Raw genomic sequence first — 13,712 nt, forward strand, 5'->3', positions numbered from 1 at the left:
TCACTGAGCGCATCTTCTCGTAGCTCATCCAGCTTGGGTTACTGCCGTCATTATTGGCTCGAGCCCTGAGGACAAAGTTCACCACTTCGTTACGGTAATCCTTGGGATTCGCTATGCCGGCTGGTTTCTCAATTTTCTCCAACTCTTCACTGAGCGCAGAGCGATCAAGGATATGGCCGGTATCGGGATCACGGTACTCCTGATCCTGAATCCAGAAATCAGCATAGGTAATGTAACGGTCAAAGATATTCTGGCCGTACTCTGAGTAAGACTCCAGATAAGCGGTCTGGATTTCTTTACCCAGGAACTCTACGTATTTAGGCGTCAGATATTCTTTGATAAACGACATGTACCGGTCATGCAGTTCTTCCGGGAACTGCTGCTGTTCAATCTGTTGCTCCAGTACATAGAGCAGGTGAACCGGGTTGGCAGCCACTTCAGATGAATCAAAGTTGAAGACCTTGGAGAGGATCTTGAACGCGAAACGGGTAGAGAGGCCGTTCATGCCTTCATCGACCCCGGCCATATCTCTGTATTCCTGCAGAGGCTTGGCATTCGGGTCGGTATCCTTCAGGTTCTCGCCATCGTAAATCTTCATCTTTGAGAAGATGGCAGAGTTTTCCGGTTCTTTGATGCGGGACAGAGTGGTGAACTGGGCCAGCATCTTCAGAGTATCCGGAGCACAGGGCGCATTTTTCAGGGAGCTGTGTTCCAGCAGCTTCTCATAGATATGAACCTCTTCACTGACGCGGACACAGTAAGGCACCTTGACGATGTTAACCCGGTCAATAAAGGCTTCATTGGTCTTGTTGTTCCGGAACGTCTGCCATTCGGATTCGTTTGAGTGCGCCAGTAAAATGCCTTCAAAGGGAATGGCGCCCAGACCTTCGGTGCTGTTGTAGTTACCTTCCTGAGTAGCCGTCAGCAGTGGGTGAAGCACCTTAACCGGCGCTTTGAACATCTCCACAAATTCCATGATGCCCTGGTTTGCCCGACACAGTGAGCCGGAGAAACTGTAGGCATCCGGATCATCCTGGGAGAACTCTTCCAGCTGACGAATGTCGACTTTACCGACCAGGCTGGAAATATCCTGGTTGTTTTCATCACCGGGTTCAGTTTTGGCGATAGCCGTCTGATTCAAACGACTTGGGTAAAGTTTAACTACCCGGAATTTTGAGATGTCACCACCAAACTCGTTCAGGCGCTTCACGGCCCAGGGCGACATGATGTATTTAATATAGCGGTTGGGAATACCATATTCTTCTTTCAGAATATCGGCATCTTCATCCGGGTTGAAAAGACCCAGGGGGGATTCAAACACCGGAGAACCTTTGATAGCGTAGAAAGGTATTCTTTCCATCAACTGCTTCAGTTTTTCGGCAAGGGAGGATTTACCACCGCCAACGGGACCCAGCAGGTAGAGAATCTGTTTCTTCTCTTCCAGTCCCTGGGAAGCATGTTTGAAATAGGAAACAATCTGCTCAATGGCTTCTTCCATGCCATAGAAATCTTGAAACGCAGGGTATTGTTTGATCAGTTTGTTGGAGAAGATCCGGCTTAATCGCGGATCACGGGCGGTGTCGATAACTTCGGGCTCGCCAATAGCACTCAGCATACGTTCAGCTGCGTTGGCATAAGCCCAGGGATCGTTTTTGCAGAGCTCCAGATACTCCGCGAGGCTCATCTCTTCCTGCTGGACGGCCTCGTATCTCTGCTGGTATTGCGCAAATATGGACATTTATTTTATCCCTCGCCTGATCGTTGTAAGTCTTTTAAGGCGTACTACTTAGTTATATTTCAGGAGTCTTGTATCCTTATGAACGACACATAAATTCTACTAAAAATGTGCACGTACGTTTACGTTATAGAACTTATAGATACGAAAGTCTATACATTTTGCGCTTTGATTTTTCAGGGATTATTTATAAACAGGAAAGGCATCAGTTGATAAGTTGACCAACTGATTAATAGGCATCCAGTCAGTTTAGATTAATTTTTCAACTATTTGAATATAAACTGTCGTTTAACTTTTCATTAATAATTCAAGTTGAATATCTTGTTATTTTCAAAGGTAATATGTTGTTTATGATTTGATTTACAGATACCCCCCCCCCTGATTAGAGGTATTATTGGGTTTATGACCTGTGAATACAGGGTGTTATCATTTTGGAGATAGTATTGAGAAGACGGTTACCCTATAAATATTTACCGTCGTATAATCGGAAAACAACTGTCTGCGTATAGGAATAGGTAATGCTCTTTCTCCTTTATCTGATTCTGGGAGCTTGTGCCGGAGGAATGGCTGGCTTATTTGGTATTGGCGGTGGGCTGATTATTGTTCCTGTGCTGATTTTCAGCTTCAAAATTCAGGGAATGTCTCCCGAAGTACTGACTCATATGGCAGTGGGAACTTCGTTGGCCACCATGGCGATTACTTCTTTGAGTTCTATCAAGGCCCATCAGGAAAGGGGAGCAGTGCAGTGGCCAATATTTGTTACGTTGAGCATTGGTATTCTAGCTGGTGCATTCCTGGGTGTGTATGCGGCGATTAATCTGAGTGGCCATCTATTGCAAAAGCTTCTGGGTGTGTTTGCCATTCTGGTGTCTGTAAAGATGTGGTTTGGATTCAAGGTTCATGAAGGTGCAAGAATTCCCGGAAAAGCCCTGTTAATAAGCGCAGGTGTTGTGATTGGATCTGTTTCCAGTATGTTTGGGATCGGAGGTGGAACGCTTTCTGTTCCTTTTCTCAGGCGTATTAGCCTGACCATGAAGCAGGCAGTGGGAACCTCGGCAGCCTGTGGGTTTCCAATTGCTGTGATGGGGGCTGTATCCAATATGGTGTTGGGGGAAAAGAATCCCTGGTTACCGGTTCTTGCCACAGGATACATTTACTGGCCCGCTTTTCTCGGTATTGTTTTAACCAGTGTTCTCTTTGCCCGGCTTGGAGCCAGGCTTTCTCATGGGCTTCCGGCTGAAAAACTGCAAAAAATGTTTGCTGTGTTTTTGTTTTTTGTGGGTGGGTATTTTTTGATTTAATAAGACCTGTTTATTAATGGGCTGGATTTTATTGGGAACTATTTGTCGGGAATATGGTCTCTGCTGTATCAGTAGAGAAATAAGTCAGGGGGGCTCAGTTCAGGTTAAGTATTGGTATGCTTCCCCAAGGCAGCAACAGCGCGAGATTACCTGAATTCCTGAGGGTCTCTCCACATCAGGTTTTCAGCTATTTATGGTAAAGCATCAACACTTATCTGGAACTGAGTCAGTCAGGGGCTTGGCTGGGAGGCTTAATCAGTTTCAATAGCCTGTTCCGTCAATGGGCAAACAGGGAAGGGTGAAATAGGTCCGAATATGCAGGCATCAAACAAGCTGGGAGCTATTGATTACTCAGTTCTCCGTGGTGGGTGTGATAAGAATGATTCTGATCAGCCACAAATGCTTAATGGATTTAAAGTCAGTACCAGTGAAAAAGCAAGTAGTACTGTTTCTCGCTTGAGTAAAAGTAAGAGAAAAAAACCAAATGTCTTTGAGTTGAGTACGGATTCAAAAAAACGCAATATTAGTGACCGGGAGATTACAGAATCAGTAAATAATAATGATATCCCTAAGCATCAGTTTAATTACGAGAATAAAGGAAGTTGTTCGGAATCTATATTGTTGAAAGATCAATGTGAGCCATTGAAAGAAGGAGGTGTTATAAGAAATTTTCGCAAACACTTTGATGCAGATAAGTCAAATGGTTTGAATGTGTTTGAGTTAGGCAGGGTTTATAAGAAAAATTCCGAAAAAGAAGGTGGTTCTCAGTACACTCAGATGCGCTGTAGAAAAAATGAGGAAGAAGTTATTATTAATTTACTCAATTCGGCACCGGAATCGAAATTAAAAGAATTGGGTTACAAACTGGAGTTGCATTCTAATTCGGATGCAACTAAAAAAATAAAAAGTACCGAAAGATGCTTCTTTATTGGTAAGACTCCTCATTCAGTAATAAAGTTTGGTTTGCTTGAGTCGGAGGGTGGAGCTAAAAAGCAAACGCTTGTTGCTATAAAAAAAATGACGTTAAAATGTGAACAAACACACGAGAATTCTGAGATTAATCTTTTTTTCAGGAATTTTAAACGCCAGGTGTTTTGCCAAATGGAGGCATCCACTGTTAGTCAGGCTCCTTCTGTACTTGGTATTGCAGTAACTGAAACCAGTAATGGATCAATTAAAGTCTACCTGGCTATGGATCTTGTTGAAGGTTCTTTGTTGAGTTGTACATTTAAAAAACAGTTGGAAAACCCACTTTTTTCTCCTGTGAAGCCCAAAAAGGGAAAGGTAGAGTCAGGTCATAAAGATGTAAGCCTGAATCGACGACTTAACATCGCTAGAGAGCTTGCCTGTCAACTACAATTCCTTCATCGGAAATCTATTTATCATGGTGACCTTAAAGCAAGTAATATTATTATCAATAAGAGTCTCGATAAAAGTGGTTGTGAAAAATTGAAAGTCGCTATCATCGATTTTGGTGAATCAGTGAATATGAAAAATATCGTGCCTGTCTATTACTCTCCAAATAGTATTTGTAATTACTTTGCACCTGAGGTTTATCATAAGGCCATTAAATTATGGCTTAAAGCACATTCAAGAGAAGTTGCTGGGGGGGTAAGTCTGGACTTTCCAAAAAAGGCGGATATTTTTTCTCTCGGCTTTATATTTTTTCAGTTGCTGGCAGATTGTCCAGATAGAATGATTTTCTACAAATATGATAGTCTTTTCCCGTGTTTTGATTCTTTTTTTGATGGCTTTGATTCAAGATGGAATAAGATAATTTCCAGTGTCAGTATCCCCAATGAAGAACTCGTTGATTTGGTGCGAGCGATGACTCACAGAGATCCTCGTCTACGGCCGACGCTAACAGAGGTTATTGAAAAATTGGATCGAACTTTAACTCAATCTGTATCCGGTCAGTAACTTCGAACCCATAATGATAACCGGTTCAAGCAGCGAATATCAACGCAACATCGACTGGCTCAGTAGCCAGATACCTTGGTACACTGGAGCAATATTTTGTTGATCGGAACCGGTTTGTGATTGCATATCCTGAGATAGATCCCATTGCCTTTAGTCTTGGTCCTTTAAGTGTGCACTGGTATGGCCTGATGTATCTGGCAGGTTTTGCCCTGGCGCTCTGGCTCGGTAGTGTTCGTGCCCGTCGCTCCGGAGGGTTATGGCATCCGGAACAGGTCAGTGACCTGGTTTTTTACGGTGCTGTGGGGGTTATTCTGGGGGGGCGTTTCGGCTACGTGATCTTCTATAACTTTGATTATTTTGTCAGGGACCCACTCTGGTTGTTTAAAGTCTGGGATGGCGGGATGTCGTTTCATGGCGGGCTTCTTGGTGTTCTTGTTGCCATGTGGCTCTACGGCCGCTCCCAGGGTAAGAGCTTCTTTCAGGTAACCGATTTCATTGCCCCTATGGTTCCATTGGGGCTTGGCCTGGGCAGAGTTGGCAACTTTATCGGTGGTGAACTCTGGGGAAGGGCGACCGATGCTCCCTGGGCCATGATTTTTCCGACCGACCCCAGTCAACTGGCCAGGCATCCTTCACAGCTTTATCAGTTCTTTCTGGAAGGGCTCGTACTGTTTGGTGTCCTCTGGTGGTTTTCTTCAAAACCCAGGCCACGAATGTCGGTTTCAGGCTTGTTCCTATTGATCTATGGACTGGCAAGATTTTCTGTTGAGTTCGTACGTGAACCGGATTCCCAGCTTGGCTTTATTGCTTTTGACTGGCTGACCATGGGGCAGCTGTTATCGTTGCCGATGGTCGTGATGGGCATAGTGTTTATGGTTTGGGGATGTCGTCGTCACCCATTGGTTAATGGTATGAATAGCGATGATACTGCCTGGCTGAAACTATCAAAGCTGAACAAAAGTGGATTGAAAAAACAATGAAAGAATATTTGGATCTGTTACGCCATGTGAAGGATCATGGCACTTTCAAATCGGATCGCACGGGCACCGGTACCTACAGTGTGTTTGGTTATCAGATGCGCTTTGATCTGTCTGAAGGTTTCCCCCTGGTAACCACCAAAAAATGCCATCTGCGTTCAATTATTCATGAGCTTCTGTGGTTCCTGAGAGGCGATACCAATATTGGTTATCTTCAGGAGAACGGGGTTCGTATCTGGAATGCATGGGCAACCGATGAGGGGGAGCTGGGTCCGGTTTACGGCAAACAGTGGCGGAGTTGGGAAGGCGCCAATGGCGAAGTAGTCGATCAGATTCAGTGGTTACTGAATGAGATCAAAACCAACCCTGATTCCCGGCGAATGGTCATCAGTGCCTGGAATCCTTCGGTACTGCCTGATGTAGCCCGGTCACCTAAAGAAAATGCAGCCATGGGACGGCAGGCGTTACCTCCCTGTCACTGCCTTTTTCAGTTTTATGTACTGGATGGGAAGCTTTCCTGTCAGCTGTATCAGCGCAGCGCAGATGTTTTTCTGGGTGTGCCTTTTAATATTGCGTCCTACGCCCTGTTAACCATGATGATTGCCCAGGTTTGTGATTTGGAGCCTGGTGATTTTGTGCATACCTTTGGTGATGCTCATCTTTACTCAAATCATCTGGAACAGGCTGAGGAGCAATTAGGCCGAACGCCTTATCAGAGGCCTCAGATGAAGCTGAATCCGGCCATTGGTGATCTGTTTGAATTTACCGGTGATGATTTTGAGCTGGTTAACTATGAGGCTCATCCACATATAAAAGCTGCTGTATCCGTTTAATTATCCGGCTTTCCGTGGCTGGAGTGAGAAATAAAGGAAATCGAAATTAACGACAGCTATTAATTATTTGACCAATCAGACAACTGATCAATCTTTATCCCGGCATCACAAATAAGAAGGCCTGAGTGACAATGACCACAGTACGAAAAAACCTGATCGATCCAGTCAGTACACCGTATTGTCATTGCATGGCTCGTTGTGTTCGCCGGGCTTTTCTCGGTGGTAAAGATGAGTTCAGTGGCAAGAATTATGAGCATCGCAGGGAATGGGCGGTTGATCGGTTAAAACAACTGTCTGCATTCTCTTCGTCAATCGTGCCATTGAAATCTGTGCCTATGCCTTGATGTCTAATCATTATCATATGGTAGTACATCAATGGTGAATTCGGTTAGTGTTAGTGTTGGGATACAAAAGCAGTACTGCAACGGTGGACAGCGCTGTTTAACCGCTTGCCATACGTAGAGCGTTTCTGGATGGGAACTAAATAGCAGGCATTCAGGAATACTCTTCCTCCCAGTCCGACTCTTCCTCCCGGTATGAATCCGATCCGACCGGTGACCCAGAAGCCCATTCCGCCCCCAGGGCGAAAGCTTCAGGGTTACGTTGGTTCCATTTTATCGTTTTTTCAGATGAGTTAGCTTTTGTACAGCCATTTTTACCCTGATAAAAAGGAATCAAACACTTCCATAATTTGGTAATTCCTCCTCGTTTTTTAATATTTACTGAACTAACGGACATCTGAAGCTTTTGCCCTGACTCCACCTCTGACTCAGGTTCTCCATTAATAGATTCCCATTCTTCCACCTCTAGCTCAGGTTCTTCATTAATAGTTCTCCATTTTTCCAACGCTGAATCAGCATCTTCATTAATTTCTTCCCATTCTGCTTTATTCCTCACAAGAACAGGAATCCTCCAACAATAACGGCGCAACGAGTTAGGTAATGGGAGTTTTTCAAGCATCTCATTTTCAATATGCCTTTGAATAAACTGACGACACATATTTTTTAAGGAGAAAAAATCATCAACCCCTACAAAATGGAGAAAATCCTCTCCCATATTCTCTTTAATTAAATCCAATAGCCGAAATGACTCGTTATCTCTTTGAGCTAAAAAAACAATGACGCTTTCCGAATGGACATCAAACAAAACCCGAAGCACACTTTCACTACAGCGTATAGTCGCGAGAAAGAATGGGTTACGACCTCGGTAAGCGACTATTGCCCCTTTTTTAATGAGATACTTCGCAAAGTCCTCCCCACCCTCGCCCCCACCCCCACCCCCACCCCTACCACTACCACCACCACCACTACTCCCACCACAACACCCGTCAATGACAACCATTAAAGCCGACCAGGCATCATCATTTAGCAGGTCGACATTTGCTCCCGCCTCAACCAGCAAACGTGCAATATCATAGGCCCCCTTCCTACATACGCTTAACAAGGGCGTCCAGTTAGCATTATTTCGCAGGTTGACATCTGCCCCCGCCTCAATCAGCAAACGTGCAATATCATAGGCTCCCTCTTTACATGCGGATGACAAGGGCGACCAGTCAGAAGAACTTTTGATGTTCAGATTTGCTCCAGCTCTGATAAGTATGCGGACACACTCAGTCCTGCCAAGTCGGCTCGCTGTCAGCAAAGGAGTACATCTGTACAGACAGGGTTTATTTTTATCAGCTCCAGCGTCAAGCAGAATCTTAGCAATTTCAGTGCAATTTTGATTAACAGCGGCAATAAGTGGCGTCCTGCCGGAAGCATCGCGGGAATTAATATCTGCCCCAAATTTAATTAATTGCCTGACGCGATCTGGCTGATTAAAATACGCTGCTCTCGTTAACGGTGTATAGCCTTCCTCATCGAATAAGGATAGATCGCGCCCAGCAAGATGATAGCCCCCTTCAATCGGCAACAGATCCTCCTCCGCTTCTCTTAGGGCAGACATTAAGGGGTTTTCCTTGTGTTGCAAGGGAATCAGGGCTAGGCTCGAATTCCATTTGAGCAATGGCATGTACCCATTCACCCACGAAGCGAGCGCGACATTGCTTGCGTTTTGTTGATGAGACTCTCTGTAGCCATTGAAAGCCGAGGGCAGATGCTTAATGTCGACCCTAAGTTCTGCCTCTGCCTCTGTTTCTACCGACCGCGCCCGCCTTGAACAGAGCTCATCTTGATCAGATTCCATTATATTTAATGGAATAGGATAATTATTCTCTGAGTAATTGCCTGGAGAAGAATCCGTTCTCTTACAATAAGTGTTGACCTGATTGGGAATGCTCACCAATCTATTGAAACACTTACCAAAGTCACTAATATCTTGTGATGCTGATGTCTTTGGCATTATTTCAATTTGACCATCAAACTTAATACCATGCATCAGTAGTTCACCAAATGAAATCGAATATTTTCGATCGATTGATCAGAAATAGAAGCTAGCCCATTGCGCTGCAACGATGCCCAACCGAAATATGACTGAGTATATTTTACCAAATACTTCTAGCTAACCCACAACTACACAAGGTCTGGAACTTTTTACCAATCGGTCGGTCGGCTTGTATGGAAGCAAGTGGTCAACTACTTAAGTAGTTGACCACTTGAATTCATACGGACTACAAACCTAAGCAAGTGAAAGTTTGTAATCGAATATTTAGGTCACCTTATCAAGAAATAGTTAAAGCCACCCACAGCCAAGGCTTCAGCTAGACCTAAATCCAGAATCTATCCGGGGAAAAATTTTCTAAAGTAAACTTTCAGCTATTTAAATTAAATAAAAACCAGACTTATAGTAGTGAATTCAAATTGCAAACCATCTGTTCGAAACGAGAGAATAAAATTATTACTTTGAACAGGTAGGACATTTATAGTAGTCAAAAATTGGAGTTTTACCACCAGACATCAAAGTTGTAATTTTCACAAATAATCAGGGTAATATTCCAAAAAGCAGCGAAACTTCAATAAGTGTCACGACAGGCTAACTAACCCCCTGTGTCAGCATAGATGTCGCCTCTCCTGATTAGGATTCTCATTATTGAGAACCCGGTAATAGAGAGGCTGTATGGCTCGTTATTCCAAAGAACTGAAAGCATCAATAATCCAAAAGATGATGCCGCCTAATAATGTATCCGTGTCTCAGCTGAAGAAAGACACAGGTACTGTATCAGCGCAGCGCAGATATTTTTCTGGGTGTGCCTTTTAATATTGCGTCCTACGCCCTGTTAACCATGATGATTGCCCAGGTTTGTGATTTGGAGTCTGGTGATTTTGTGCATACCTTTGGTGATGCTCATCTTTACTCTAATCACCTTGAACAGGCTGAGGAGCAATTGGGCCGAGTGCCTTATCAACGGCCTCAGATGAAGTTGAATCCTGCAATTCGTGATCTGTTTGAGTTTACTGTTGATGATTTTGAGCTGGTTGGTTATGAAGCTCATCCTCACATAAAGGCGGCGGTTTCAGTTTAAGACCGTTGCCCGTTGCCCGTTGCCCGCAAAAGCACAAGCGGATCCGGCTTTTTCGGGCAACGTTTGTTGAAATAGGGAAGTAGCAAGCCAAAACATACCGTTTTTTGCCACGGAGTCACGGAGAAAAGAAAAGCGGGTAAACAAAAAGCACTTCTCCGTGCCTTTGTGTCTCTGTGGCGAATACAAGCGGGTATCTTTTAAAATGCCGATTCCCTTATTTAACGACAGTTTCCAACTAATCGTTATTCTCCGGAACGGGCAGCTGGGCAACGCCAAGATCCAGTATTTCCTCAATAGCCTCCTGATCATACTCAGTATCCGCCAGGGTACTGCTGATTTTTGCCAGATGAACCAGGGCATCACCTTCGTTAGCCAGAGGGAGCTGGCTCAGGCCAATGACAACCCCTTCAAATGGGGCAGTAATGCTTTCACTGTCACTGGCATCAAATGGATTGACTATGGTCATCATGGTTTCGCCTTCTTTAATCAGATCCCCCTGTTTAATGTGCAGCAAAACCAGGCCATCCCTTGAACTTCTCAACCATTGGCTCTGACTGCATTCCCAGGGTTGAATGGCCGGTGTTTTCGTCGATTTCTTAGGCAGCATGTTTAAGTGGCGCATAACGCGCATGACGCCTTTAAGACCCAGCTTTATAGAAGCCTGCTCCAGTCTCAGGGCTTCGCCTGCTTCGTAAACCAGTGCCGGAATGTCGTATTCATTAGCGGCGTGGCGGAATGAACCATCCCTTAATGATGAGTTAAGGATCACCGGAGCACCAAATGCCCTGGCCAGGCCAAGACACTTTTCATTGGAGAGGTCGGTTCTCAGCTGCGGGAGGTTGGTTCGATGAATAGCGCCGGTGTGCAGATCCAGCGCGTAGTCAACATGGGGGAAAAGACCCTTGGTAATCAAGTCGGCCAGCCTTCCTCCGAGGGAGCCTTTGCTGGAGCCCGGGAAGCAGCGGTTCAGGTCTCTCCGGTCAGGCAGGTAGCGAATTTGCTGGATAAACCCCAGCTGATTGACCACGGGGATCACAATCAGGGTGCCGTGTATTTTGGCCAGATTCTTATGACCCAGAATCTGACGGCAGATTTCAACGCCGTTCAACTCATCGCCATGAATCGCTGCCGTGACTAACAGGCAGGGGCCTTTGCTGCGTCCGTGGATAACTTCCATTCTCAAGTCAATGGGAGTATCGGTATAGAGCTTTACGACAGGAATATTAAGTTTCTGTCGTGTACCTGGAAGAATGGTGTGTCCAAATAACTCTAATGGTTGTGCTCTTTCCATGGGGAACTCCAGCCCCGACCATTAAGCCTGAAAGGAACAGTCGGGGTTGAAAAGCATCACTCTGATATTTTTTTTACGAGTGATGGTGGTTTGTGAAATCTGCCTGGGAATTGTCGCGAAATAAACTCCACATTTTATTGGAGTCCGCTTCCCGCTGCCCGCAAAAGCACAAGCGGGTCTGTCTTTTTCGGGCAACGGGAAGCGGGCAGCGTTTATTGAGACAGTCCTTAACCGGTAATCCGGGAGTTGCTGGTACGATGATGGTTATTTTCAATATATTCGATAATACAGTTGGCAACATCGTTGGCTGTTGCCTGCTCGATACCTTCCAGCCCGGGTGATGAGTTCACTTCCATGACCAGTGGTCCACGGTTTGATCGAAGGATATCCACTCCTGCCAGTCTGAGTCCCATGGCTTTTGCTGCTTTTATTGCCGTTGCCCGCTCATCCTTGGTTAACTTCACCAGGCTGGCACTGCCACCACGATGAATATTGGAGCGAAATTCTCCTTCAGGCGCCTGACGCTTCATGGCTGCGATGACCTTGTCGCCTATTACAAAGCAGCGAATATCAGCGCCACCGGCTTCTTTGATGTATTCCTGCACCATGATATTGGCTTTAAGGCCCATGAACGCTTCAAGAACACTCTCCGCCGCTTTACGGGTTTCAGCCAGAACCACACCAATGCCCTGGGTACCTTCCAGAAGTTTGATGACCAGAGGGGCGCCACCGACCATTTCAATCAGGTCAGGAATATCGCCCGGACCACTGGCAAAACCGGTAACCGGTAAGCCAACACCTTTTCGGGACAGTAGCTGCATTGAACGTAACTTGTCCCGGGAGCGTGCGATAGCCAGGGACTCGTTCAGTGAATAACAGTTCATCATCTCAAACTGACGAAGAACCGCTGTGCCATAAAATGTGTTGGAGGCTCCAATACGTGGAATTACCGCATCATAGTGAGGCAACTCATCGCCTTTCACATGAATACTGGGGTGTTGATCATTGATGTTCATGTAACAACTTAAAATATCAATGACATCGATGGTGTGCCCTCTGGCTTTTGCAGCCTCAATGATGCGGCGGGATGAGTACAGCCGCTCGTTACGTGAAAGTAGCGCAATTCGCATTGGGTAATTCCTGATAAAAGGTGACTCTGCACTCTGATGGTAAACCGGGCTGAAAACCTGATTTATTACTGATTAGTAAAAAAGGGTTGAGAAAAAGTATGGCTTACCAGAGTGCTTTTTACTGAATAGACGGAGACCGACAGTTTCGTTATATCTTATTTTATCTTCACTTAACCGATCCGGGTAATAGGGGCAAATAAATTAAAGCGGGCTGCCAGATTGCAGCCCTTGGGTAGAGGAGGGGGCCTTATCAGTAGCGGGGAACTGGTTTACCAGTGGTCAAAAAACAGATTCTCGTCTCCGAGTGTGTCCCGCAACCGTTTGCGCTCAAGGTAAAGCTCAGCTTTCGAGCGTTTCTTTACCCGGGCTGATTTTTCAAACTCTACTTCGAAGTCTGGATATTCTTCCATTTCTGCCTGCTCTGAATGCCTCTCAAGACAAATAGCAAACAGCCTCTCCTCTACTGCAAACCATGGCTCGCAGTGATTGTGGGATTGGCCTTGCAGCGCTAATTTCTGGTAAAAACAGGGTCCAGTCAATAAAAAAAACAAAGTGGTGATAAAATAGACATAAGTCCTGATATTTTTAAATTAGTCAGGATTTAGTGTTTTATAGTTGTCTGCTATATCTTTTTATTTCTGTTTTATGCCTTTTATTTGGGCTTTTACTGCTTTTTATTGATTGGTATTTGGTATTTTTTCGGTTTTCGCCTAAAAGTTGGCCAGTGTGCAGCCAAAAATCAGGTGAATAATGAGGTTTTACTGGGCGGTGTAAGTGTCTCTACCTAGAGGTTGTCAGTTAATGACTTCCCGATTTCAACGAACGCTGCCCGTTACCTGAAAAAGCCGGGTCCGCTTGTGCTTTTTCGGGTAGCGGGCAACGGCCTTAGGGAATCTGCAATTAAGAATGTACCATCGTCATCCTCGCGCAGGCGGGGATCCACTGCTCGAGATAGACTCCCACTCTCGAGATGGATTCCCGCCTTCGAGGCTGTCGCAAAACCCACCAGGAACCTCGTTCCCACGCTCTGCGTGGGAATGCATAGCCAACCACAGGAATCGTGTC

Annotated in this window: 10 protein-coding genes and 1 pseudogene; 6 read left to right on the forward strand and 5 right to left on the reverse strand. The window is 45.3% G+C overall.

Translation table 11 applies throughout. From position 1 onward, the window contains the following. On the reverse strand, nucleotides 1–1,738 hold a 1,738-nt coding region (locus RM811_RS09890; protein ID WP_402523509.1), incomplete at its 3' end, for a PrkA family serine protein kinase. A gap of 515 nt (nucleotides 1,739–2,253) precedes the next feature. On the opposite strand from RM811_RS09890, the gene RM811_RS09895 reads away from it, so the two are divergent. The 5 genes from RM811_RS09895 (at nucleotide 2,254) to RM811_RS09915 (ending at nucleotide 7,110) form a co-directional block, all read left to right on the forward strand. Further along, nucleotides 2,254–3,036 carry a sulfite exporter TauE/SafE family protein gene (locus RM811_RS09895; RefSeq protein ID WP_402523512.1) on the forward strand — a complete coding sequence of 261 codons (783 nt, stop codon included), beginning with the start codon at nucleotides 2,254–2,256 and terminating at the stop codon, nucleotides 3,034–3,036. Between the two features lie 315 nt (nucleotides 3,037–3,351). Further along, nucleotides 3,352–4,956: a protein kinase domain-containing protein gene (locus tag RM811_RS09900; RefSeq protein WP_402523515.1), complete on the forward strand. Its 1,605-nt coding sequence runs from the start codon at nucleotides 3,352–3,354 to the stop codon at nucleotides 4,954–4,956. 116 nt (nucleotides 4,957–5,072) lie between these two features. After that, nucleotides 5,073–5,936 carry a prolipoprotein diacylglyceryl transferase gene (gene lgt / locus RM811_RS09905; protein WP_402523517.1) on the forward strand — a complete coding sequence of 288 codons (864 nt, stop codon included), beginning with the start codon at nucleotides 5,073–5,075 and terminating at the stop codon, nucleotides 5,934–5,936. Continuing rightward, nucleotides 5,933–6,766, forward strand: coding sequence for a thymidylate synthase (locus RM811_RS09910; RefSeq protein WP_402523519.1), 834 nt, complete (start codon nucleotides 5,933–5,935; stop codon nucleotides 6,764–6,766). The genes lgt and RM811_RS09910 overlap by 4 nt, the downstream gene beginning before the upstream one ends. 131 nt (nucleotides 6,767–6,897) lie before the next feature. Further along, nucleotides 6,898–7,110 (forward strand): hypothetical protein, encoded by a 213-nt coding sequence (locus RM811_RS09915; RefSeq protein WP_402523521.1) that lies wholly within the window; start codon nucleotides 6,898–6,900, stop codon nucleotides 7,108–7,110. 151 nt (nucleotides 7,111–7,261) lie between these two features. Here RM811_RS09915 and RM811_RS09920 read toward each other — a convergent pair whose 3' ends face one another. Next, the gene (locus RM811_RS09920) at nucleotides 7,262–9,142 is read right to left on the reverse strand and encodes an ankyrin repeat domain-containing protein (RefSeq protein ID WP_402523524.1); all 1,881 of its coding nucleotides are present in this window, start codon (nucleotides 9,140–9,142) and stop codon (nucleotides 7,262–7,264) included. Between the two features lie 775 nt (nucleotides 9,143–9,917). On the opposite strand from RM811_RS09920, the pseudogene thyA reads away from it, so the two are divergent. After that, nucleotides 9,918–10,226 (forward strand): annotated as a pseudogene (gene thyA / locus RM811_RS09925) (thymidylate synthase); the annotation flags it as partial. 235 nt (nucleotides 10,227–10,461) lie between these two features. On the opposite strand, the gene RM811_RS09930 reads toward thyA, so the two are convergent. The 3 genes from RM811_RS09930 to RM811_RS09940 all read right to left on the reverse strand — a co-directional run bounded on the left by RM811_RS09930 (nucleotide 10,462) and on the right by RM811_RS09940 (nucleotide 13,057). Further along, complete coding sequence (locus tag RM811_RS09930; RefSeq protein WP_402523526.1) at nucleotides 10,462–11,517, reverse strand: succinylglutamate desuccinylase/aspartoacylase family protein; 1,056 nt, start codon at nucleotides 11,515–11,517, stop codon at nucleotides 10,462–10,464. A gap of 227 nt (nucleotides 11,518–11,744) precedes the next feature. Next, the gene (gene rimK / locus RM811_RS09935; RefSeq protein ID WP_402523528.1) at nucleotides 11,745–12,647 is read right to left on the reverse strand and encodes a 30S ribosomal protein S6--L-glutamate ligase; all 903 of its coding nucleotides are present in this window, start codon (nucleotides 12,645–12,647) and stop codon (nucleotides 11,745–11,747) included. A gap of 269 nt (nucleotides 12,648–12,916) precedes the next feature. Continuing rightward, nucleotides 12,917–13,057 carry a hypothetical protein gene (locus RM811_RS09940; RefSeq protein ID WP_402523530.1) on the reverse strand — a complete coding sequence of 47 codons (141 nt, stop codon included), beginning with the start codon at nucleotides 13,055–13,057 and terminating at the stop codon, nucleotides 12,917–12,919. Nucleotides 13,058–13,712 lie beyond the last annotated feature (655 nt).

The organism is Endozoicomonas sp., from assembly GCF_031844845.1.
Classification (GTDB): Bacteria; Pseudomonadota; Gammaproteobacteria; order Pseudomonadales; family Endozoicomonadaceae; genus Endozoicomonas.